General features: G+C 65.5%; 21 protein-coding genes. 14 read left to right on the top strand and 7 right to left on the bottom strand.

The window, feature by feature from the left end:
• Positions 1–2 precede the first annotated feature (2 nt).
• Positions 3–458 (top strand): RbsD/FucU family protein, encoded by a 456-nt coding sequence (locus BRADO_RS20205; RefSeq protein WP_011927203.1) that lies wholly within the window; start codon positions 3–5, stop codon positions 456–458.
• A 284-nt stretch (positions 459–742) separates the two neighbouring features.
• On the opposite strand, the gene BRADO_RS20200 is transcribed toward BRADO_RS20205, so the two are convergent.
• Positions 743–1,948, bottom strand: a complete 1,206-nt coding sequence (locus BRADO_RS20200) for a M20/M25/M40 family metallo-hydrolase (protein ID WP_011927202.1) — start codon at positions 1,946–1,948, stop codon at positions 743–745.
• 141 nt (positions 1,949–2,089) lie between these two features.
• Here BRADO_RS20200 and BRADO_RS20195 point away from each other — a divergent pair, with 141 nt between their 5' ends.
• Positions 2,090–2,848 carry an SDR family oxidoreductase gene (locus BRADO_RS20195; protein WP_011927201.1) on the top strand — a complete coding sequence of 253 codons (759 nt, stop codon included), beginning with the start codon at positions 2,090–2,092 and terminating at the stop codon, positions 2,846–2,848.
• Complete coding sequence (locus BRADO_RS20190) at positions 2,845–3,765, top strand: sigma-70 family RNA polymerase sigma factor (RefSeq protein WP_011927200.1); 921 nt, start codon at positions 2,845–2,847, stop codon at positions 3,763–3,765. Before BRADO_RS20195 ends, BRADO_RS20190 begins: the two co-directional genes overlap by 4 nt.
• Before the next feature lie 240 nt (positions 3,766–4,005).
• Here the strand turns inward: BRADO_RS20190 and BRADO_RS20185 are convergent, their stop codons facing one another.
• Together BRADO_RS20185 and BRADO_RS20180 are read right to left on the bottom strand one after the other, a co-directional pair.
• Entirely contained in the window at positions 4,006–4,308 is a 303-nt protein-coding gene (locus BRADO_RS20185; RefSeq protein WP_011927199.1) for a hypothetical protein, read from the bottom strand.
• Between the two features lie 449 nt (positions 4,309–4,757).
• On the bottom strand, positions 4,758–5,441 hold the full coding sequence (locus tag BRADO_RS20180) for a hypothetical protein (RefSeq protein ID WP_011927198.1): 684 nt from the start codon (positions 5,439–5,441) through the stop codon (positions 4,758–4,760).
• Positions 5,442–5,666: 225 nt separating this feature from the next.
• Here BRADO_RS20180 and BRADO_RS20175 point away from each other — a divergent pair, with 225 nt between their 5' ends.
• The 6 genes from BRADO_RS20175 (at position 5,667) to BRADO_RS34210 (ending at position 10,064) form a co-directional block, all read left to right on the top strand.
• Positions 5,667–7,199, top strand: a complete 1,533-nt coding sequence (locus tag BRADO_RS20175; RefSeq protein WP_009027335.1) for an acyl-CoA carboxylase subunit beta — start codon at positions 5,667–5,669, stop codon at positions 7,197–7,199.
• A 382-nt stretch (positions 7,200–7,581) separates the two neighbouring features.
• The gene (locus tag BRADO_RS20170) at positions 7,582–8,037 is read left to right on the top strand and encodes a hypothetical protein (RefSeq protein ID WP_041756758.1); all 456 of its coding nucleotides are present in this window, start codon (positions 7,582–7,584) and stop codon (positions 8,035–8,037) included.
• A gap of 172 nt (positions 8,038–8,209) precedes the next feature.
• Positions 8,210–8,923: an alpha/beta hydrolase gene (locus tag BRADO_RS20165; protein ID WP_011927196.1), complete on the top strand. Its 714-nt coding sequence runs from the start codon at positions 8,210–8,212 to the stop codon at positions 8,921–8,923.
• Positions 8,924–8,958: 35 nt separating this feature from the next.
• Complete coding sequence (locus BRADO_RS20160; protein ID WP_011927195.1) at positions 8,959–9,273, top strand: hypothetical protein; 315 nt, start codon at positions 8,959–8,961, stop codon at positions 9,271–9,273.
• A gap of 127 nt (positions 9,274–9,400) precedes the next feature.
• Positions 9,401–9,742, top strand: coding sequence for a twin-arginine translocation signal domain-containing protein (locus BRADO_RS34215; RefSeq protein ID WP_011927194.1), 342 nt, complete (start codon positions 9,401–9,403; stop codon positions 9,740–9,742).
• A 76-nt stretch (positions 9,743–9,818) separates the two neighbouring features.
• Complete coding sequence (locus BRADO_RS34210) at positions 9,819–10,064, top strand: GCG_CRPN prefix-to-repeats domain-containing protein (RefSeq protein ID WP_011927193.1); 246 nt, start codon at positions 9,819–9,821, stop codon at positions 10,062–10,064.
• A gap of 59 nt (positions 10,065–10,123) precedes the next feature.
• On the opposite strand, the gene BRADO_RS20150 is transcribed toward BRADO_RS34210, so the two are convergent.
• Both BRADO_RS20150 and BRADO_RS20145 read right to left on the bottom strand, forming a co-directional pair.
• Positions 10,124–11,128 (bottom strand): alpha/beta fold hydrolase, encoded by a 1,005-nt coding sequence (locus BRADO_RS20150; RefSeq protein ID WP_011927192.1) that lies wholly within the window; start codon positions 11,126–11,128, stop codon positions 10,124–10,126.
• 110 nt (positions 11,129–11,238) lie between these two features.
• The gene (locus BRADO_RS20145) at positions 11,239–11,940 is read right to left on the bottom strand and encodes a helix-turn-helix transcriptional regulator (RefSeq protein WP_011927191.1); all 702 of its coding nucleotides are present in this window, start codon (positions 11,938–11,940) and stop codon (positions 11,239–11,241) included.
• A gap of 75 nt (positions 11,941–12,015) precedes the next feature.
• Here BRADO_RS20145 and BRADO_RS20140 point away from each other — a divergent pair, with 75 nt between their 5' ends.
• Positions 12,016–12,330, top strand: coding sequence for an NIPSNAP family protein (locus BRADO_RS20140; protein WP_011927190.1), 315 nt, complete (start codon positions 12,016–12,018; stop codon positions 12,328–12,330).
• A 45-nt stretch (positions 12,331–12,375) separates the two neighbouring features.
• Complete coding sequence (locus BRADO_RS20135) at positions 12,376–13,191, top strand: oxaloacetate decarboxylase (protein WP_011927189.1); 816 nt, start codon at positions 12,376–12,378, stop codon at positions 13,189–13,191.
• A gap of 70 nt (positions 13,192–13,261) precedes the next feature.
• On the opposite strand, the gene BRADO_RS20130 is transcribed toward BRADO_RS20135, so the two are convergent.
• Positions 13,262–13,573: a hypothetical protein gene (locus BRADO_RS20130; RefSeq protein ID WP_011927188.1), complete on the bottom strand. Its 312-nt coding sequence runs from the start codon at positions 13,571–13,573 to the stop codon at positions 13,262–13,264.
• 258 nt (positions 13,574–13,831) lie between these two features.
• Positions 13,832–14,275 carry a hypothetical protein gene (locus BRADO_RS20125; protein WP_011927187.1) on the bottom strand — a complete coding sequence of 148 codons (444 nt, stop codon included), beginning with the start codon at positions 14,273–14,275 and terminating at the stop codon, positions 13,832–13,834.
• Between the two features lie 136 nt (positions 14,276–14,411).
• On the opposite strand from BRADO_RS20125, the gene BRADO_RS20120 reads away from it, so the two are divergent.
• The 3 genes from BRADO_RS20120 to BRADO_RS20110 all read left to right on the top strand — a co-directional run bounded on the left by BRADO_RS20120 (position 14,412) and on the right by BRADO_RS20110 (position 19,561).
• Positions 14,412–15,056, top strand: coding sequence for a trimeric intracellular cation channel family protein (locus tag BRADO_RS20120; RefSeq protein ID WP_011927186.1), 645 nt, complete (start codon positions 14,412–14,414; stop codon positions 15,054–15,056).
• Positions 15,057–15,362: 306 nt separating this feature from the next.
• Positions 15,363–18,854 carry an indolepyruvate ferredoxin oxidoreductase family protein gene (locus tag BRADO_RS20115; RefSeq protein WP_011927184.1) on the top strand — a complete coding sequence of 1,164 codons (3,492 nt, stop codon included), beginning with the start codon at positions 15,363–15,365 and terminating at the stop codon, positions 18,852–18,854.
• A gap of 206 nt (positions 18,855–19,060) precedes the next feature.
• Entirely contained in the window at positions 19,061–19,561 is a 501-nt protein-coding gene (locus BRADO_RS20110; protein WP_041756756.1) for a DUF4262 domain-containing protein, read from the top strand.
• The last annotated feature ends 843 nt before the right edge of the window (positions 19,562–20,404 follow it).

Genomic DNA, 20,404 nt, shown 5'->3' with positions numbered 1-20,404 from the left:
ACATGCTGAAGAATCTCGATCCGCTGCTCAATGCCGATGTGCTCTATGCACTCCGTGCGATGGGGCATGGCGACCGCCTCGTGATCTGCGACACGAATTTTCCGGCGGATGCGATCGCGCGGCAGACGGTGTTCGGCGAGCTTCTGCGCATCGACAATGTCAGCGCGGCGAGGGCCGTTCAGGCCGTGCTGTCGGTGCTGCCGCTCGACACCTTCATCGACGACGCCGCCGTGCGGATGGAGGTCGTCGGCCATCCGGACGAGGTCACACCGGTGCAGCAGGAGGTGCAGGCTGCGATCGACCGCGCCGAAGGCAAGCCATGGCCGCTGGTCGGCGTCGAGCGTTACGCGTTCTACGAGATGGCCAAATCAGCCTATTGCGTCATCGCCACCGGCGAGCGCCGCTTCTACGGCTGCTTCATCTTCAGCAAGGGCGTCATTGCGCCGGAGGGGGCGTGATGCCCATGGCAGCAGAGCCACTGGATGAAGTCGTTGGATGAAGTCGTTCAGGGCCTCATGGTTCGAGACCCGCCGCGCGGCGCTCCTCACGATGATGGTCAACATGTTGCTACGATCTCGGCCCTCGTCCTGAGGAGCCCGCCGCAGGCGGGCGTCTCGAAGGACGGTGGAAGGTAGGCCCCTTTTGAACGCTCACCGCTTCTTGTCCTCGGGGGATCGGTGGGCACCTACGGCTGTCAGGATGACGCGCGCCGGATACGGCGGCGTCAGGCTTCGCGTCCTTCTCACCCCATCGTCGCCAGCCGCACGGCCAGCGCGCAGGCGCGGTCGTATTCGTCGAGGTTGATCCACTCGTCGATCGTGTGCGGCTCGTTCTGGCCGGTGCCGAAGGTGACGGTGGGGATGCCGTGGCGGACCATCCAGTTGGCGTCGAGGCCGCCATTGCCGGCGCGCAAGGTCGGCGTGGCGCCGATATCGGTGACGGCGGCAGTGGCGCGCTTCACCACAGGCAGGGTGTCCTTCATGCGGAACGGGTAATAGTCGGTCTCGGCCTTGAACTTCACGCGCCCCGACTTTCCCTCGCTGTTGGTGACCTGCTTGGCGGCCTTCTCGAACGCCGCCTTGTAGGCCTTGGTAATCTCGCGAATGAACTTGGCGTCGTGGCTGCGGCATTCGCCGCGAACATGGACGTAGTCGGTGACGACGTTGGTGGCGTCGCCCGCGGGGCGGCCTTCGCCGCCGGTCACGGGGCCGACATTGCTAGTGCCGAGCTTGGCGTCCTTGCCCTTGCCCTTCACAACCTTGCCGAACCAGCCGCCGGCTTTGACGTCGGCGAGCGCGAGCGCCAGGATCATGGTGGCGCTGATGCCGCGCTCCGGCGCCACGCCCGCATGCGAGGCGCGGCCGAAGATCTCGACCTCCCAGCGGTCGGCGCCGACGGCGCCGATCGTGACGGACGCGGCCGAGCTGCCGTCGAAGTTGAACGCCATCTCCGGCGCGCCGAGATCGTCGGTGTTGACGTGGCGCGCGCCATAGAGCCCGCTCTCCTCGCGCACGCAGAACAAGAGCGTGATCGGCGGATGATCGAGCTTTTGCCGGACGAGCTCGGCCGCGAGCGTCACGAGGATGCCGCAGCCGCAGCGGTTGTCGCCGCCGAGCGCGGTCCTGGCCTGGTTGACGATCTTGCGGCCGGTGATCTTCGGCTGTGCGCCGGCGCAGAGCGGCACCGTGTCCATGTGGGTCATGAACATGACGCGCGGCTGATTGTGCTGGCTGCCGCGTCCGGGCAGCTCGACAATCAGATTACCGGTTTCGGTCGGCAGCGGGATCCGCGTATTGGCATCATCCAGCCGCATCGCCCTGGCCGGGACGCCAGCCTGCTTCAGCGCCGCCATGATTTCCCGCCCGATCGCCTTCTCCTGTCCGGTCACGCCCTGCACGGCAAGAAAGCGCATTAGGCGATCGGTGGCGGCGGCGGTGTCGACGGACATTGAGCGATTCTCATGGTGAGCGAGGAGCCCGAAGCATCAAGCCCGGCGGTCCGTTGCGCAAGGGGCTCGTGCCGTCGGGCCGCCCGACTCTTCTGCCGGGCCTCGATCGTCTTCCTCTCATCTGGACAATGGAGCATCATCATGAGCCTGAAAGACAAGACGATCGTCGTGACGGGTGGCAGCCGCGGCCTCGGCCTGGGAATTGTGGAGGCTCTCGCGGACCACGGTGCCAAGGTGACCGTCGTCGCGCGTGGAACCGAGGCCCTGGGCGCGGTCGCCGCCCGTCTCGGCGTGGCCACGATCGCGGCCGATGTCACCGACGAGGCTGCCGCGCGTCGGATCGTCGGCGACATCCGCCCTGACATCCTGATCCTGAACGCCGGCACGACGCCGCAGATGGATCGGCTGGATCGGCTAAGCTGGAAGGACTTCTCGGTGGCCTGGGAGACAGACGTCAAGGCGGGCCTGTACTGGATCCAGGCCGCGCTCAAGCTGCCCTTGAAGCCGGGAAGCCGCGTCCTGGTCGGATCGAGCGGCGCGGCGGTGGGCGGTTCACAGATGTCGGGGGGCTATGCCGGCGCCAAGCGCATGCTCTGGTTCATGACCAAATATGCCAACGGCGTGTCGAAGGACGACCGGCTCGGCATTCGCTTCCAGGCGATCGTGCCGCGCATGATGATCCTGGGAACCGGAGTGGGCGATACGGCCGCGGGCGCCTATGCGGGTGCGATGAGCATCACGCCGGGTGCGTTCGTCGCCCGTTTCGGCGCGCCGATGCCGCCGCGCGCCTATGGGGATCGCGTGGTTTCCGTGCTGGAGGATGCGCGGTTCGCCGACGGAGTCGTGTTCGGTCTCAATGGCGACGACGGCGTAACGATCATGGAAGGAGCGGCAGCTTGAGTGACGGACCAGATGATCAGCAGGGAACGCGCAAGGCCGAGCTCGTGGCCGAGCTCGCCGTCCTGGCGGAGCAGCTACGGCCAGAGCTGCATCGCTATTGCGCCCGGCTGATGGGCTCGGTCATCGATGGCGAGGACGTCGTGCAGGATACGCTGACGCGTGCGCTCACGACTCTGGACGAGATGAAGGACATCGGCTCGTTGCGGGCATGGCTTTTCAAGGTCGCGCACAACCGGGCGCTCGACCTGCTGCGCGGCCGCGCGATCCGCGCCGCCGAACCGATGGAGGCGGCGGATGACATTGCCGACGTCTCCGCACCTGATGCCGCGGAGACGATGATGCGCAAAGAGGCGATCCGGACCGCCGTGTCGCGCTTCACCGAGCTTCCGATTCCCCAGCGCAGCATTCTGATCCTCAAGGACGTGCTGGATGAGCCGCTCGCCGACATTGCGGCGCTGCTCGGGCTGACGGTCGACTCGGTCAAGGCGCATCTCGCCCGCGCCCGTGCGCGGCTCTCCGAGATCAACGCCGTGGCCGAGGCGCGCCCCGCGGCGAGGCCCGTGTCCGAGGCCGTGGCGCGCTATGTGAGTCTGTTCAACCAGCGTGATTGGGACGGCTTGCGCGCGCTGCTGGCGGACGATGTCAAACTGCACCAGTCCACACATCCCGTCCGCGTCGGGTCGGCCGACGTCGGACTGTTCTTCAGCATCTATGCCGGCGTGGAGGGCGTATGGCTGGCGCCCGCCTGGCTCGAGGGCCGGGAGGTGATCGCCGTGTTCGACCGCAAGGACGATCGGCAGCCCAGCTACGTCATGTGGCTGAGCTGGCGCGACGGCAAGATCAGCTTCATCCGCGACTACCGCTATGTCCGTTACGTCATCGCCGACGCAGAGCTGGTCATCCCGCTTTCGTCCTGAGCGGCTGCGCCCGATCGTCTGATTGGTAGGGTGGGCAAAGGCGCGAAGCGCCGTGCCCACCGCTTCTTCGTCCTCATGGGATCGGTGGGCGCGCTGCGCTTTGCCCACCCTATCGGGATCAATCCAGGCAATCCTCATCGGGAGCGAGGCAATCCGGGAGATCGGACGCCTTGAATGGCCTCGCTCACGAGATGGCGGTGGAGAGGCAGTTATTCCCCGAGCCATCGTTCCGGCGCCCTTTCAATGGTTCAGCGCCTGCACGCCGTCATGCACCTGATAGACCACCTTGCCTTCGCGCCAGGCGAACGGCGCGTCCGGGTCGCGGCAGGCGATCGCGGATTCCGGAATCAGCTTGTCGCACAGCATGACGATGATCGATTCCAGCGGAGCCGACGTGTCGTTCTCCTCTGTCATACGGTCGATCGAGATCTCGCCGCCTTCGACGCCGTCGTCGATATGGACGATGAAGATCTCCTCATGGCCATGAATGCCATGCGCCGTGACCCGAAACACTTCCCCCTTGTATTCGAATTCCCGAACCATCGTGTCCGCCCTTTCAATTTGTTGATTGCCGCAAGCGGGCGCGGAAACTAGGAGCGCGACGCCCGACGGGCAAGAAAAATGGGTGTCGGGAATCCGACAAAATGCATCGCGGGCGTCCTGAGAGTGGGAAGCGCTGCCACGTCGTGTGTCGCCGCGGCTAGAACGGTGACAAGCTCGATCATGACGAGAGCGAGAGAGACTCGCCAAAACGATGCTTCTGCAAAAAGGGGCTTAGGCGCAAAAACAGGCCGATGCGCAATTTCGCATGCCGCGCATGCATCAACTGCCCGTCGTGCCGGTGTGTCGCGAACTACTCACTTGCGCCGTTTGGCAAATCAGATCCACGGTCTCGCGTATCCCGGCTCGCTGAAGAGGGGCGCATCGCGATCGTCACGAGCGTCGAGCCGGAGGCGCCCACGGCCGCGAGAGCGCTCAGCCATGTCTCGTGTTCACCTCATCCTCTCCGCGCGGAGCCAGCGCCGCTGCAGGAAGCCGCTCGCTGCGAGCACCGCGACATGGCCGAGCGGCAGCTCGACGAGATGATCTCCGGCGATACGGCCTCTGGCGCGCGCGAGCAGCGCCTGGCCGCGGGCGCGCGGCACGAGGCGGTCGAACCGGCCGACGACGAATCGGCTGTCGAGCGCGACGCGATCGACCCAGTGAATGGGGTTGTAGCGGGAGAGGGCAGCGGCGAAGTCGTCACGCTCAAAGCCGCGCCGTTCGGCCTCCCGGCGGATGGCGCGCGCGGCCGGGCTCGACCAGATCATCAGCTCGCCGCGGTCGGCGGAGGCGAAACTCCAGACGGGGCGGCCGAGCCGGCCGGCCATCAGGGTCGCCGGCACGCTGCCGAGGCTGAAGCCGATCAGCCGGGACGGTGGACCATTCCGCGCCGCGAGCGTGGTCACGTCGCGTTCGATGGCTGCGATGCAGTCCGCGCATGTGTCCGGATCGGGGCCGACCATCGCGTCCGGCAGCCGATAGCACGCCTGCCAGTCGTGTCCGTGAACGAGGCCGAGCCAGCGTGCCGCGGCGAAGCCCATGCCCCAGGGCAGGAAGTAGACCGCGCCGCGCGGATCGCGGCCGTCGAGGCGTCGGGCGCGCATGTCGTTGGAGAAGACGGGAGGTGACGGCATGTGTCGGAGCTCGAAAGGCGGGCGGGTCGAGAGGTCGAACCGGCAGCCGGAACGGCCGTTCCAAACTCGCCCGCGACGGACCCGCCGGGCGGCCATGGCCCTGATTTCGCGATTAATTCCGAGCTGTGGGGGGCGGGCAGGCAGGGCCGAAAGCGGCTTTTCGGTTCCGAAACAGCCGTGTTAGAAGGCCGCCAACACTCACGACATGGGAACGGGCGGACGCGCATGAAGGACATCCTGGACACCCTCGAGGAGCGGCGCAAAGGCGCCAAGCTCGGCGGCGGCGAGAAGCGCATCGAGGCGCAGCATGCGCGTGGCAAGCTGACGGCGCGCGAGCGCATCGAGCTCCTGCTCGACAAGGGCTCGTTCGAGGAGTTCGACATGTTCGTCGAGCACCGCTCGACCGAGTTCGGGATGGAGAAGACCAAGGTTCCCGGCGACGGCGTCGTCACCGGCTGGGGCACCGTCAACGGCCGCAAGACATTCGTCTTCGCCAAGGATTTCACCGTGTTCGGCGGCTCGCTGTCCGAGACCCACGCGCTCAAGATCACGAAGCTGCAGGACATGGCGATGAAGGCGCGCGCGCCGATCATCGGCCTGTATGATGCCGGCGGCGCCCGCATCCAGGAGGGCGTCGCGGCGCTCGCGGGCTATTCCTACGTGTTCCGCCGCAACGTGCTGGCCTCCGGCGTGATCCCGCAGATCTCGGTCATCATGGGGCCGTGCGCCGGCGGCGACGTGTATTCGCCTGCCATGACCGACTTCATCTTCATGGTGAAGAACACCAGCTATATGTTCGTCACCGGCCCCGACGTCGTGAAGACCGTGACCAACGAGGTCGTGACGGCGGAAGAGCTCGGCGGCGCCTCGGTGCATGCGACGCGCTCCTCGATCGCCGACGGCGCTTTCGACAACGATGTCGAGACGCTGTTGCAGATGCGCCGCCTGATCGACTTCCTGCCGTCGAACAATTCGGACGGCGTGCCGGAATGGCCGAGCTTCGACGACATCGAACGGGTCGACATGTCGCTCGACACGCTGATCCCCGATAATCCCAACAAGCCCTACGACATGAAGGAGCTGATCCTGAAGGTCGTGGACGAGGGCGACTTCTTCGAGATCGCGGAAGGGTTCGCCAAGAACATCGTCACCGGCTTCGGTCGCATCGCCGGGCGCACCGTCGGCTTCGTCGCCAACCAGCCGATGGTGCTGGCCGGCGTGCTCGACTCGGATGCCTCGCGCAAGGCGGCACGCTTCGTCCGCTTCTGCGACGCCTTCAACATTCCGATCGTCACCTTCGTCGACGTGCCGGGATTCCTGCCGGGCACCGCCCAGGAATATGGCGGACTGATCAAGCATGGCGCCAAGCTCCTGTTCGCCTATTCGCAGTGCACCGTGCCGCTGGTCACCGTGATCACCCGCAAGGCCTATGGCGGCGCCTTCGACGTCATGGCCTCCAAGGAGATCGGCGCCGACATGAACTACGCCTGGCCCACGGCGCAGATCGCGGTCATGGGCGCCAAGGGCGCGGTCGAGATCATCTTCCGCGCGGACATGGCCGACCCGGAGAAGATCGCCGCGCGCACCAAGGAATATGAGGATCGTTTCCTGTCGCCGTTCATCGCCGCCGAGCGCGGCTATATCGACGACGTGATCATGCCGCACTCCACCCGCCGCCGCATCGCGCGCGCGCTCGCGATGCTGCGTGACAAGAAGATGGAGATGCCGGCGAAGAAGCACGACAATTTGCCGCTGTAGGTGTTCATTCAACCCGTCTTTCTCGCCAAGCGGCGAGAATTCGTTGCGAGCGGTGGGCGCAGCCCTGGATTGCTTCGCTGCGCCGCTGCGCTCGCAATGACGAAGCGGTGATCCATTGCCCGTACCCCTGCGTCGACATGGGATGACGCCCACCAGCCCCGCCGTCATTGCGAGGAGCGCAGCGACGGAGCAATCCAGGGGCCTGGCGTCCATTCCGGAATGTTGCACCCGTTACGGCAGATTGCGGCAATCGGGCGCCGTCCGTAGCCCTGGCGTTAAGCTTACGGCTTAACTAACCTTTAACGATGGGTTTGCCGGAACTGGGCCGTTGGCCTAGCTTTGATAGCCAGGCTGGCAACCGAGTAGAGTAGGGTCGTGTATCATGGCTGATAGAATATCGGCAGTTCGGACGTCCGGAATTGGGCTGGCCTGCGCCGCGGCCGCTATGTTGATGCTTTCGGCTCACGCCGCCTCGGCCCGATCGGGCGCCGTGGTCGCCGCGCCAGCTGCCGCTCCGGTGGGGCCGGGCCATGTCGTTCCGCCAGCGTATCCGCCGGTCCGGCATCATTTCCGCGGCCCGCGCGCCTATCTGCCGGCGGCCGGCGCCTTTGCCTATGGCGGGTATGGCGAGTCCGCGCCGCAGCAGATCCCCGAGCACTCGTCCGCAGACGTGCGTTACACCTATACCTACGACGTGCCCTGGGATTGGGCGCACCGCTATCCGCCGAACGTCGTGCCGTCCGATCGCCCCTACGTGTCGAGCTGCCCGATGCAGACGGTGACGGTACCAGGACGCCGGGGCGGCGATCACAGCGTCACGATCACGCGCTGTTATTGACGTCTTGAGCCAGCGCAAGGCGGACAACCCGAATGTCCGCCAAGCATGACAAATACCGACCGGCTTCGCTCGCGAAGTCGCGAGGTGACGAGGCCCGGACTCCTAGGCACTCCGGGCCTCGTATTAATTTGATAGGATGCCCGCGAGCCGAGTCGGCTGGCGGGAGGTTTCGATGATCAGAACGGACGCGTGTCGCGTGATCGTGCGGATCGGGTTGACCATGATGCTGTCGGCGGGTCTGGCCGGCGCGGCGTCCGCCGATGAGACCGTCAGCGTCGGCGGTTCGCGCGTGGCGCTGATCAAGCCGGCCGCCGTGCGCGCAAGCGTGATCCTGCTGCCCGGCGGGGACGGCGCCATCAATGTCGGCGAGCACGGCGACATTCATGGCCTGCTCGGCAACCAGCTGGTGCGCACGCGCAATGCCTATGCGGCGCGCGGCCTGGCGGTGATGGTGGCGGACTACAACACCGACCTGAAGGCCGCCGTCGACTACATGGCCGCCATCAAGCGGCCGGTGACCGTGATCGGCACCAGCCGCGGCACGATCAGGGCGGCGGAGGGCATCGCACGCGGCGCCCGTCCGGATGCGCTGGTCCTGACCTCGGGCTTGCTCAGCCCGGAGTCCGGCAGCTCGTCGAACGTGATGTCGATCATCGGCTCGCCGTCGGCACTGCCGCGCACGCTGGTCATCCATCACACCAGCGACGCCTGCAAGGTGACCCTGCCCGCCGGCGTCGAACCCTTCATCAAATGGTCCGGCGGTCGCGCCCGCGTGAAATGGCTGTCCGGCGGCGCGGAGGAGGGCGATCCTTGCCAGGCCCGCGGCCATCACGGTTTCAACGGGCTCGACGGCCAGGTGGTGTCGCTCGCCGCAGGATTTCGCTGAGTGAGCGCGGACGTCAGTATCAATTGGAGAAGCTGATGCCTGCAGCCATCTTCGTCGTTCGCGCCACGGTTCCCGATCCCGCGCAGCGCGACGCCTTCGATCGGTGGTACCGGGACGTTCATCTGCCTGACGCGATCAAGAGCTTCGGGGCGCGCAAGGCGTGGCGGGTGTGGAGCCTCACCGATCCCGCGGTGCATCAGGCGATGTATCAGTTCGACGATACCGCTGCAATGGAACGCGCCGTCGACGGCGAGGAGATGAAGCGGCTGATCGCCGACTTCAATCGCGATTGGCCGGAGGTGACTCGCACGCGCGAGAGCTTCGCGCTGGCGCAGATCGTGGGTGAATAGGCTGAGTTCCATCACAGGCGAAGCTGCTAACAGCTTTGCCGCGTGCGTGTTGCGCGTGGCAGTTCAGCTCACGTTCAGCTGATCGCCCCGATACTCCATGGCTCTGGTTGGCAGATCATGGAGGCGCATGATGGAACGACGAAACTTCCTCAAGATTGCGTTGGGCGTTGGATGTGCTGCCGCAGCCGGCGCGGTGTTGCGTACCACGCAGTCGATGGCTGCGCCGCTCTCCCCAGCGCTGCTGAACGACTTGGTTCCAGCGCATTCCGATCATCAAGCGGACCGTGCGGTCGTCTCTCAGGACGAGGCCGATCGGCTTGCACCTGAGCAGGTGCACTGGGGCCATCGCGGTCACGGCCGCCATTGGGGCTGGCGCCGTCGGCACTGGGGCTGGCGCCGCCGCCATTGGGGCTGGCGGCATCACCATCGTCACTGGCACCGGCACTGGCATCGCCGTCACTACTGGTAATGACTGAACGTTTTCATTCACTGGCAGACTACCAAGCAAGCGCCGCGACGCGGCGTCATGAGGGAGGATTGATACGATGAAGGGTCTTGCTGCTGCTGTCGTTGGACTCGGACTTGGTCTGTTCGGATTGTCGGCTGCGCAGGCCGCGCCGGCCTCGCCTGCCGTGCTGCAAGGTACAGGTGGTGCGGAAATCATCCAGGTGGCGCAGGGCTGCGGCCCCGGCTTCCACCGCGGTCCGCGCGGCGCCTGCCGGCCGCTCTACAATTGTCCCCCGGGCTGGCACACCGGCCCGTACGGCAAGCGCTGCTTCCGAAACTGGTGAGTTCACGAAGCCGGACAGGGATGCGGCCCCGCCGCGTCCCTGCCGTTTGTTCCCAACAGCTACTTGCTTAAAAACTCAAGTAGCAGCGCGTCGTAGGCCTCGGGCGCATCCAGAAACACGAGGTGGCCGGCGTTGGGAATCACCTCCGTGCGCGCATCGCGCATCTGGCTGCTGAGTGCTTTCGCGAGTTCGGCGTTCTGCCCCATCTTGGCGCGCAACACTTCAGGCGCGTTCGGCCGTCCCGGAGCGTTGTGGTCGTCGGCTCCCATGATGAACAAAGTCGGCTGTGTCAGCAGCGGAATCTCGTGCACAACGGGCTCGCGATAGATCATCTGATACGAGCCGACAAAGCTCTTCAGCCAGCGCGGATAGTCGGCACTGCCCTTGAGGTTGAAGCGCGCGTCGATGAATGGCGTCACCTGCTCGGGCGGCAGCTTCAGCGCGTAGTTGGTCTCCAATTGCTTGCGATAGCCCTCGGCGGTGAGACTATCCTCGGTCTCGATGATCTTTTCGGTCGGGATGGGCGGCACGTACATCCGGTAATCCTCGAGCCCGATCGGCGCGGTCAGCACGAGATGCGCGACACGATCGGGATAGGCGCGGCCAATTCGCACCGCGAGCATTCCGCCCATCGAATGCGCGACGATCTCGACCCTGGCGATGCCGAGGTGATCGAGCAGCGCGATGGTGTTGCGCGCCAGGGTGTCGAAATGCAGCTCACCCGCGGGCTTGGATGATTTGCCAAAACCGACCTGGTCGGGCACGACGACGCGGAAGCCGGCCTCCGTCAGCGTCCTGATGACCGGCGCCCAGTAGCTCGCGGGAAAATTCCGGCCGTGCAGCAACAGCGCGGTGCGGCCGTTGGGCTGCGCCGGCGCGACATCCATGTAGGCCATCCGAAGCTGCTCGCCGTCATTGACCAGCGGCAGCAGGCCGACCGGATAAGGATAGGCAAAGCCCTCGAGATTGATGCCATAGGGCTCGCGCGCCGCCTCCGCGGCCGAGGCGATGGAGGGGACGACAGCGATCAGGGCGGCGCAGAGCGCAACAGCGAAACGGGACATTGAGGCTCCGGGAAGCAGAGGGCGACGGCATCGTCGACCCTCGCGCAGTGACCCGCGTTCGCTGCCGAGGCAAGCCTGTATCGCGCTGCCGCGATAAACAGCGTGTGATCTCAGCCGCCGCCATCCGGTCCGAACAGCGCCGCGAAGTGCTTCTCGCCGGCGCGGCTGAAATTCACGACACGGCTGCCGGGCGTCGTGTCGCGCGCGGCCCATTTCAACTCGGTGAAGCGCTTCATCAAGGCCGCGCCCAAGGTGCCGGCGAGATGGTGCCGCCGCGCGCTCCAGTCGAGACAGGCCTTGCACACCGGACGGCGCGGATGCGCCAGCATCTCCGGCGAGATCCGCAGATGTCGCGCCAGGAACTGCTCGCCATCCTCGGTCAGCACGATCTCCTGCTTGCGCCGGCGCACCAGCCTTTGTCGCGTCATGCTGTCGAGCATCTGGACGCCGAGGTCGCCTGCGAGATGATCGTAGCAGATGCGGGCGCGCCGCAGCTCCGGCTCCTTCGGCCCGGTGCGCACCCGCATGTGGCCGGCGCGCGCCGCGAGCCCGGCGAGCTTCTCCAGCACGTCGGCGACGTCGGGATCGGCCAGACGGTAGTAGCGGTGGCGGCCCTGCTTCTCAGGTTCGATCAGGCCGCCGCCTTCGAGCTTGGCGAGATGCGAGCTCGCGGTCTGCGGTGTCACGCCCGCCTCCTGGGCGAGCTCGGTCGCGGTCAGCGCGCGGCCCGAGAGCAGGGCGGTCAGCATGTTGGCACGGGCGGGGTCGCCGACCAGCGCGGCCACCATCGCGATGTCTGGACCCGATTTCATAGTTCGATGTTAGCCGAAGCATTGTCGCCGGGCAAGCGGATAGTGTCGATGATGTCAAACATGCCAGAGGTTGTCATGACCATCACCGTCTTCATTCGCTATCGCATCGACCCGTTCAAGCGCGACGTCTTCGAGCATTACGCGCAACGCTGGCTGTCGATCATTCCCCGCTGCGGCGGCGAGCTCCTCGGCTATTTCATGCCGCACGAAGGCACCAACGACATCGCCTATGGCTTGATCTCGTTCGACAGCCTCGCCGCCTACGAGCGCTATCGCGCCACCCTGCGCAGCGATGCCGAGGGACGGGCGAACTTCGCGCTGGCGGAAGAGCACAAGCTCATTCTGGGCGAAGAGCGAACATTTCTGCGCAATGTCGTGGCCACGGCATGAGAGCGGTACTATGCTGGCGCAACCAAGACGAGTTGGGAGGACGACATGACGGTCACGACGGCGGACAAGCGCGCCGCATTCCGCAAGCTTCATGAGTCCGGCTGCTTCGTGCTGCCGAATCCGTTCGATGCCGGCACGGCGAAGATGCTGCAGCATCTCGGCTTCAAGGCGATCGCTTCCACCAGCGCCGGCTTTGCCTGGTCGATCGGTAAGGCCGACACCCACACCATGCTGGACGAGATGCTCGCGCATCTGGCGGCGGTGTCGACGGCGGTCGACATTCCCGTCAACGCCGATTTTGAGGGCGGCTTCGCCGAAGCGCCGGAGGGCGTGGCGGCCAATGTCGCGCGCGCGGTCGAGACCGGCGTCGCGGGCCTGTCGATCGAGGATTCCACCGGTGACAAGGACCATCCGCTGTTCGCGCGCGATCTCGCAGTGGAGCGCATCCGCGCTGCGCGACAGGCGATCGATGCCAATGGCGGCGACGTGCTGCTGACCGGTCGATGCGAGGCGTTTCTCTGGGGCAAGCCCGACCTCGGGCTCGTGACCGACCGTCTCGCGGCCTATGCCGAGGCCGGCGCGGATTGTCTGTATGCGCCAGGGATCAAGTCGGTCGAGGAGATCACGGCCGTCGTCAAAGCTGTTGCGCCGAAGCCGGTCAACCTGCTGATCGGGTCGTCAGGCCTGTCGCTGATGCAGGCCGAAGATCTCGGTGTGCGACGCATCAGCGTCGGCGGCTCGCTGGCAAGGATAGCCTGGGCCGGCTTCATGCGGGCCGCCAAGGAGATGGCCGAGCAGGGCACCTTCACCGAACTCGCCAACGGCTATCCCGGCGGTGAGTTGAACAAGATCTTCGGGTGAGATCGTTGTCTCGCACGAGGAAAAGCCGCGGCGTGGGCCGCGGCTTTTCTGTTTCCTGCAATCGTTGCGCTCAGTCGCGATCGACGCCAATGCCGACGCTCACGCCCGGCGCGCGGATGCCGATGCCGTCGCGGTCCTCATAGTGGCGGCGCTCGATGTAGCGCTCGCGCGGCGCATAGGCGTAGGAATCGCGATCTCGGTCCTCGATGATGACGCGACGTTCGCGGTGCTCGCGCCAGCAATGGCCGTCCTCGTTACAGATCATGCGGACCGCCTGGATATCGCGCTGCGGGACGGCCGAGTTGTCAGGCGAGAGCGGCGCAGCGGAGGCTGCGGTCATGATGAGCGTGCCGGCAGCGGCCGCGAGAGCCAAGGCTTTCATCGGTAGTCTCCTCCAGTTGGTGTTGTGTCAAAGTGCCGCAGAGCCAATGTCCGAGCGTTGCAATCGTTCCATGGCGATGCTGCATCGGAGGAGCGCGTGGTTGGCCTGCAACAAGCAAGCTCATTAGAGCTAGGTGGGAGTCTAACAAACAAACGAGTTCAACAAACAAAAAGGCGGCGGGTGATCGCTCACCCGCCGCAGTGGCTGATGGCACATGGCCATCCGCGAGATTGTTTGCTGCCGAGTCTAAGAGCGTTGTTACTTGGCGGTGTTGTTGGTCTGGCCTGCCGGGGCCGACGGCGGCGGGGTGGTGCGATCGCTAGCCGCGCCAGTGGTGACGCCGGGCGAGCTGTTGGGCGCCGGCTGCTTCGAGGCCGTCTGCGAGGCCGGCGTGGTGCTCGCCTCGTTGTTGTTGTGCACGGACATGTTGTTCAGGCCGTAGAACACGGCGCCGAGCAGGATCGCAATGCCGACGGCATACGCGACTATGCGGCCGCCTGAGGCGCGGCCTTCGGTGAGTTCGGGGTCCGGCTGCAGCCGGCTGTCCATCTGCGCCGCACGTTCATACTCGGCGCCGGTCATTCCAGGCTCCGTCAGTCCGGCGCCGGTCATGCCAGCCCCACTCACGCCGGGACGCGTGCTCATGTCCGGCCGGTTCATGCCGTCAGGATAACGTTCGTTCGGAAGCCGTTCGTTGGCCATCTCATCCTCCTAGCGATTGTCTGCTGACAACATGCGCAGCCGCGGGTCCGTTCCGCGAAACCTTACGAATTCCCCATCTCATCACTGACGATGCGCGCTAAGGTTCCTGGCACACATTGCGATTCTGGAGCGTGTCATGTGGAACTTGCCGCCGACGGACAGCGTCCTGCATCTGCTGTCCTTCGTGGCGCTGGCGGCGCAGGCTATGACGGCCGCGCTCGCTGCGGGACGGCGCAGCATGGATTGGATGGGTGTCTGCCTGCTCGGCGCCGTCACTGCACTCGGTGGCGGCACGCTGCGCGATGTGCTGCTCGGGCATTATCCGCTCGCCTGGGTCGAGCGGCCGTCCTACCTGTTGCTGACCGTGCTGGCGCCGTTCGTGACCATCGCCATGGCGCGTCTCGTTCATCGTCTGACCACGGCCTTCCTCGTGCTGGATGCGATTGGTCTCGTGGTCTTCACAATTTCCGGCTGCGAGATCGCCTGGCAGATGGGCGTGCCGTTCGGCATCGTCATCGTTGCCGGGATGATCACCGGCTGCGCCGGTGGCGTGCTGCGCGACATCCTGTGCAACGACGTGCCGTTGCTGTTTCGCGCCGAGCTCTACGCCAGCGTGTCGCTGCTGACCGGGCTGATCTACGCCTCAGGCCTGTCGCTCGGGCTCGGCAGCGGCGTGCTCACGGCGCTGAGCTTCGCGTTCGGGCTGTCGTTCCGGCTGCTGGCGATCCGCCACAAATGGAACATGCCGCAGTTCGTGTTCACCGGCGAAGGCAAGAGCTGACGCCATTCTATCGCAATGCACAATGTGGCCGCCATTCACAAGTCTCAACGATTCGGTAACCTTCGGCGGGCGCCATCAAGCCATGCCGGATATCATCCCATTTCGCCGCAGCGGCTGTTTCCGACACAAACGGCAAAAGCCGTGACCATCGGCCGCCATGAAGTTGCGATTTCGTTTGGCTGCCCTGCGTTCGCGAGATTTGTGATGCGCAATCTTCAAAAGCCGACTTAAATTGTTGACAGAACGTGCGCTTCCTCTCCAGGGCGGTGAGCGGCGCACCCCGACAAAGCACGGCAAGAGGGCGGAATGGGCATCAACGAGAGCGAGATCAATCTCGACCAGAAATACACCGCAAGCTCCGGCCACATCTTCCTGACCGGCATCCAGGCGCTGGTCCGGCTGCCAATGGCCCAGATCCGGCGCGACCGCGCCGCCGGCCTCAACACCGCCGGCTTCATCTCCGGCTATCGCGGCTCGCCGCTCGGCGGCTACGACCAGCAGCTGTTCTCTGCGCGCAAGCATCTCGAGCAGTACAACATCAAGTTCCAGCCCGGCGTGAACGAGGACCTCGCGGCGACCGCGGTGTGGGGCTCGCAGCAGCTGCATCTGTCGCCCGGCGGCAAGTATGACGGCGTCGTCGGCATCTGGTACGGCAAGGGCCCCGGCGTCGACCGCTGCGGCGACGTCTTCCGCCACGGCAATGCGGCAGGCTCGGCCAAGAACGGCGGCGTGCTGTGCCTCGCCGGCGACGATCACGGCGCCAAATCCTCCACCGTGCCGCACCAGTCCGACCACGCCTTCATGTCGGCGCTGATGCCCTATCTCTATCCCTCGTCGATCCACGAGATGATCGAGATGGGCCTGCTCGGGATTGCGATGTCGCGCTATTCCGGCTGCTGGGTCGGCATGAAGGTCATCACCGAGACGGTGGAGACCACCGCCGAGATCAATCTCAATGACGAGATGACGCCGTTCGTCATCCCCACGGATTTCGAGCTGCCGCCCGGCGGCCTGAACCTGCGCTGGCCGGACGACCGCTTCGAGCAGGACCGCCGGCTGCAGGACTACAAGGGCTTTGCCGCGATCGCCTTTGCCCGCGCCAACAAGGTCAACCGCATCACGATGGATTCCCCGAATGCCCGCTACGGCATCATGGCGTCGGGCAAGAGCTACGAGGACATCCGCCAGGCGCTGCGCGAACTCGGGATCACCGAGGAGGTCGCCGCCAAGATCGGGCTTCGTCTCTACAAGATCGGCATGCCCTGGCCGCTGGAGCCAGAGGGGGTGCGCCAGTTCGCGGTCGGCCTCGAGGAGATCTTCATCATCGAGGAGCGCCGCGAGATCGTCGAGAACCAGGTCAAGCAGGAGCTGTTCAACTGGCGCGACGACGTCCGCCCGCGCATCGTCGGCAAGATGGACGACCACGACAAGCGTTTCCTGCCGTTCGCGACCGAGCTCTCGGTTGCTTCGCTGGCGACCTCGCTCACGGAGCGACTTCTTCGTCTCGACCTCAACCCCGAGATCAAGGCGATGCTGCGCGCCAAGGCTGACTGGTTCAACGGTCGCGACGCCTCGCAGATGCAGCTGGTGTCGCCGGTGGCGCGCACGCCGTATTTCTGCTCGGGCTGTCCGCACAACACCTCGACGAAAGTGCCCGAGGGCAGCCGCGCGCTGGCCGGCATCGGCTGCCACTTCATGTCGCTGTGGATGAACCGCAACACCGAGACGTTCACGCATATGGGCGGCGAGGGCGTGCCGTGGGTCGGCATCGCGCCGTTCACGGGCGAGGAGCACATCTTCGCCAATCTCGGCGACGGCACCTATTTCCATTCCGGCAGCCTCGCGATCCGCCAGGCGGTCGCCTCCAAGGCCAACATCACCTACAAGATCCTCTACAACGACGCCGTCGCCATGACCGGCGGCCAGCGCCATGACGGCGATCTGTCGCCGCAGCAGATCACCTTCCAGCTGCACGCCGAGGGCATCCGCGAGATCTACCTGGTCTCGGAAAATCCGGACTCGTATCCGAGCGACAGCATTGCGCCGGGCGTCAAGCTCGCGCATCGCGACGAGCTCGACAACGTCATGAAGACCCTGCGCCAGACCAAGGGCGCCTCCGCCATCGTGTTCGTGCAGACCTGCGCCGCCGAGAAGCGCCGCCGCCGCAAGCGCGGCACGATGGAGGATCCGCAGCGCCGCGTGTTCATCAACCCGGCCGTTTGCGAAGGCTGCGGCGACTGCTCGGTGCAGTCGAACTGCATCTCGGTCGAGCCCTTGGAGACCGAGCTCGGCCGCAAGCGAATTATCAACCAGTCCTCGTGCAACAAGGACTATTCCTGCGTGAAGGGCTTTTGTCCGTCCTTCGTCACCATCGACGGCGGCAAGCCGCGCTCGCGCGCGCCGGCCGAGCTCGGCGACATCGGCGAGATGCCGGAGCCGCTGGAGAAGCCCTCGCTCGACCGGCCCTACAACGTCGCCGTCGGCGGCGTCGGCGGCACCGGCGTGCTGACGATCGGCGCGTTGCTCGGCATGGCCGCCCATATCGAGGGCAAGGCCTCGATGATCCTCGACATGTCCGGCCTTGCGCAGAAGGGCGGCGCGGTGCTCAGCCACGTGCGTCTCTCCGAGAACACCGCCGACGTGACCTGCTCACGCATCGTCACCGGCACCGCCGATCTCGTCATCGCGGCCGACGAGGTGGTGGCCGGCGCCAAGGAGACGATCACGCTCTGCGACTCCGAGCGCACCCATGGCGTGATCAACAGCCATCTGATCCCGACCGCCGACTTCGTGCTCAACCGCGACTTCAACTTCCAGAACCGCAAGGTCACGAGCCTCCTGGAGACCGCGCTGCGCAAGGACGCCACCTTCTTCGACTTCACCAAGCCGGCCGAGGCGCTCCTCGGCGACTCCATCGCCACCAACATGATGATGATGGGGTATGCCTATCAGAAGGGCCTGCTGCCGCTGTCAGCCGAGGCCATCGAGAAGGCGATCGCGATCAACGGCGTCGCGGTCAAGATGAACACCGAGGCCTTCCGGCTCGGCCGTCTCATCGTCGTCAATCCCGAGCGCGTCGCGGGCATGATGACCGGCCAGGACGAGACGGTGCCGCCGAAATCGCTCGACGCGATGACGCTCGACGAGATCATCGCCCACCGCATGGCGCACCTCACGTCGTATCAGAACGCCCGGCTCGCCAAGCGCTACCGCAAGCTGGTCGACCAGGTCCGCGAGGCCGCCGACAAGGGCGGCTATGGCGAGGCGCTGCCGCGCGCGGTCGCGATCAACTACGCCAAACTGCTCGCCTACAAGGACGAGTACGAGGTGGGGCGGCTGTTCTCCGACGGCACCTTCGCGAAGCAGCTCCACGACGCCTTCGAGGGCGACTACAAGGTCTCCTTCAACCTGGCGCCGCCGATCTTCAACTCAGGCCTGGACCCGCAGGGCCGCCCGAAGAAGAAGAGCTACGGTCCCGGCATGATGAAGATGTTCCGGCTGCTGGCGAAGCTCAAGGGCCTGCGCGGCACGCCGCTCGACATCTTCGGCTACTCCGCCGAGCGCAAGATGGAGCGCGACCTGATCGCCGGCTACGAGAAGGACGTCGCGACGGTGCTCGGCCTGCTGTCGCCGGCGAATGCCGAGATCGCGGCCGAGTTCTTGTCTCTCCCGGACAAGATCCGCGGCTACGGCCCGGTGAAGGACAAGGCCGTACAGGACGCCAAGGTCCGCTACGCGCAGTTGGCCGCCGACCTCGCCAACCCGCCACCCGCGCCGCGCCAGATGGCGGCGGAGTAGGGCCGTAGGGTGGGCAAAGCGCCGCCGAGGGCGGCGCGTGCCCACCGTCGGACCGTCGCCTGGGAGCCCTATGGTGGGCACGTCGCGCCGCTTCGCGTCGCGCCTTTGCCCACCCTACGGCCTCACCGTCCTTGCGAGGAGCGCGGCGACGAAGCAATCGTTTGGAGCATCGCGAGCAGTCTATGAGTCGATTTGGGGTAGGGCAGATGCGCACGGCGCTCGATGCTGATCCGGATATGCTTGATGAAAAAGAGCAAAGATTCGTTGCGAAAATCCGCGAGCATGGCTGGTTCGCGATTCATGTCGGCGCGGATGAAGAAGGACCAAGCTTTACCTATACGACCGGCTTCTGTCTGAAATTCGATCACCCCGAGCTGATCGTGTTCTCGCTGCCAATGCAGATTGCCCTCGACACCTTCTGGCATTTGTACCGCGAGCTTGACGCCGGACGACGTATTCCTGTCGGCGCTCCCTCATCCGATATATTCATGAACGCTCCCGCCATGCTGCTCCCGGTCTCGAGACGGCACTACGCCGATCATCTGGGATGGAGCCGCTGGTTCTATGGCGGTGATCGATTCGAATGCCTGCAACTGATCTACACCGATCGTGACGGCTGCTTTCCGTGGTCGCCGGTGGCATCGGCGCAGTTCAGGACGGCTCAGCCTGACCTGACCGAGAGTCACTGGTCCGGCATGGCTCACTAGCCGGCGAGCCCGGCAGCGGTCGCAGCGCAGCTCTGCGCAAACTGCCCGTCGGGCAGATTTATCTTTACGAAAACCAGAAAACGTGTTTTGTTGTCCCCATCCCGCCTCACTCGGAGGGGCGTTGCGCGCGATCGTCACGACACGCGGGGCGGGGAGCGATGGCCGCGATCGAGCCGCAGCGTAGCTTGCTACGTGGACGAACGGTTTGGCCGCGGACGTGAAGTCGCAGCGTGCTGGCACCCCGATGCTGGTGCTACGTCCGTCACGGCGCTTGCGCGCCGCGCGGACCATGGTGGCCAACAAGCCCGGCGCACCAGGCAGACTGCGTATAAGCGTGAAGACCATCGCGCAGGGAAGGCCGGGCGTTTCTCGGCTGCACCTGTGGTACCTGCCGCCTGCTTTTTTTCGCAGGCGGGCCGCAGGCGTCAGCCGACGCCTGGCCTTCCCTGCGCCCTCCGACTGATGAGGGTGAAAGAGATCAGCATAACTCGGGCTGAGGTGTCGCGAGGCCGCGGACGTGTGTTTGATGCGACGGTTGTCACCAAGCCCTCAGATGTCATCGCCCGGCTTGACCGGGCGATCCAGTACGCCGCGGCCCATCGATTCAATCACTGCGGTCTCTGGAATACTGGATCGCCCGGTCAAGCCGGGCGATGACAGCGGGGGTGAAGTAGCGGGCAATGTACTACTTCGTGGCTCGCTCGCGCGTCATCGCTGGTGTCGTCCCGGGCTTGACCCGGGACCCATAACCACAGACGGGTGTGAGAGTGCTCGCTGGTCGACCATCGAATCCAACAACATCCGCCGCTGAGTATGGATCCCGGGTCAAGCCCGGGACGACGG

This window comes from Bradyrhizobium sp. ORS 278 (assembly GCF_000026145.1).
GTDB lineage: Bacteria > Pseudomonadota > Alphaproteobacteria > Rhizobiales > Xanthobacteraceae > Bradyrhizobium.
This window is presented reverse-complemented; position numbering and strand designations above follow the sequence as displayed.

What these genes read in the sequence shown, in the direction of transcription:
- BRADO_RS20205 (WP_011927203.1), top strand. Translation starts at nt 3, where the DNA reads ATGCTGAAGAATCTCGATCCGCTGCTCAATGCCGATGTGCTCTATGCA.
- BRADO_RS20200 (WP_011927202.1), bottom strand. Translation starts at nt 1,948, where the DNA reads ATGTCCGTCGACACCGCCGCCGCCACCGATCGCCTAATGCGCTTTCTT.
- BRADO_RS20195 (WP_011927201.1), top strand. Translation starts at nt 2,090, where the DNA reads ATGAGCCTGAAAGACAAGACGATCGTCGTGACGGGTGGCAGCCGCGGC.
- BRADO_RS20185 (WP_011927199.1), bottom strand. Translation starts at nt 4,308, where the DNA reads ATGGTTCGGGAATTCGAATACAAGGGGGAAGTGTTTCGGGTCACGGCG.
- BRADO_RS20180 (WP_011927198.1), bottom strand. Translation starts at nt 5,441, where the DNA reads ATGCCGTCACCTCCCGTCTTCTCCAACGACATGCGCGCCCGACGCCTC.
- BRADO_RS20175 (WP_009027335.1), top strand. Translation starts at nt 5,667, where the DNA reads ATGAAGGACATCCTGGACACCCTCGAGGAGCGGCGCAAAGGCGCCAAG.
- BRADO_RS20170 (WP_041756758.1), top strand. Translation starts at nt 7,582, where the DNA reads ATGGCTGATAGAATATCGGCAGTTCGGACGTCCGGAATTGGGCTGGCC.
- BRADO_RS20165 (WP_011927196.1), top strand. Translation starts at nt 8,210, where the DNA reads ATGATCAGAACGGACGCGTGTCGCGTGATCGTGCGGATCGGGTTGACC.
- BRADO_RS20160 (WP_011927195.1), top strand. Translation starts at nt 8,959, where the DNA reads ATGCCTGCAGCCATCTTCGTCGTTCGCGCCACGGTTCCCGATCCCGCG.
- BRADO_RS34215 (WP_011927194.1), top strand. Translation starts at nt 9,401, where the DNA reads ATGATGGAACGACGAAACTTCCTCAAGATTGCGTTGGGCGTTGGATGT.
- BRADO_RS34210 (WP_011927193.1), top strand. Translation starts at nt 9,819, where the DNA reads ATGAAGGGTCTTGCTGCTGCTGTCGTTGGACTCGGACTTGGTCTGTTC.
- BRADO_RS20150 (WP_011927192.1), bottom strand. Translation starts at nt 11,128, where the DNA reads ATGTCCCGTTTCGCTGTTGCGCTCTGCGCCGCCCTGATCGCTGTCGTC.
- BRADO_RS20145 (WP_011927191.1), bottom strand. Translation starts at nt 11,940, where the DNA reads ATGAAATCGGGTCCAGACATCGCGATGGTGGCCGCGCTGGTCGGCGAC.
- BRADO_RS20140 (WP_011927190.1), top strand. Translation starts at nt 12,016, where the DNA reads ATGACCATCACCGTCTTCATTCGCTATCGCATCGACCCGTTCAAGCGC.
- BRADO_RS20135 (WP_011927189.1), top strand. Translation starts at nt 12,376, where the DNA reads ATGACGGTCACGACGGCGGACAAGCGCGCCGCATTCCGCAAGCTTCAT.
- BRADO_RS20130 (WP_011927188.1), bottom strand. Translation starts at nt 13,573, where the DNA reads ATGAAAGCCTTGGCTCTCGCGGCCGCTGCCGGCACGCTCATCATGACC.
- BRADO_RS20125 (WP_011927187.1), bottom strand. Translation starts at nt 14,275, where the DNA reads ATGGCCAACGAACGGCTTCCGAACGAACGTTATCCTGACGGCATGAAC.
- BRADO_RS20120 (WP_011927186.1), top strand. Translation starts at nt 14,412, where the DNA reads ATGTGGAACTTGCCGCCGACGGACAGCGTCCTGCATCTGCTGTCCTTC.
- BRADO_RS20115 (WP_011927184.1), top strand. Translation starts at nt 15,363, where the DNA reads ATGGGCATCAACGAGAGCGAGATCAATCTCGACCAGAAATACACCGCA.
- BRADO_RS20110 (WP_041756756.1), top strand. Translation starts at nt 19,061, where the DNA reads ATGCGCACGGCGCTCGATGCTGATCCGGATATGCTTGATGAAAAAGAG.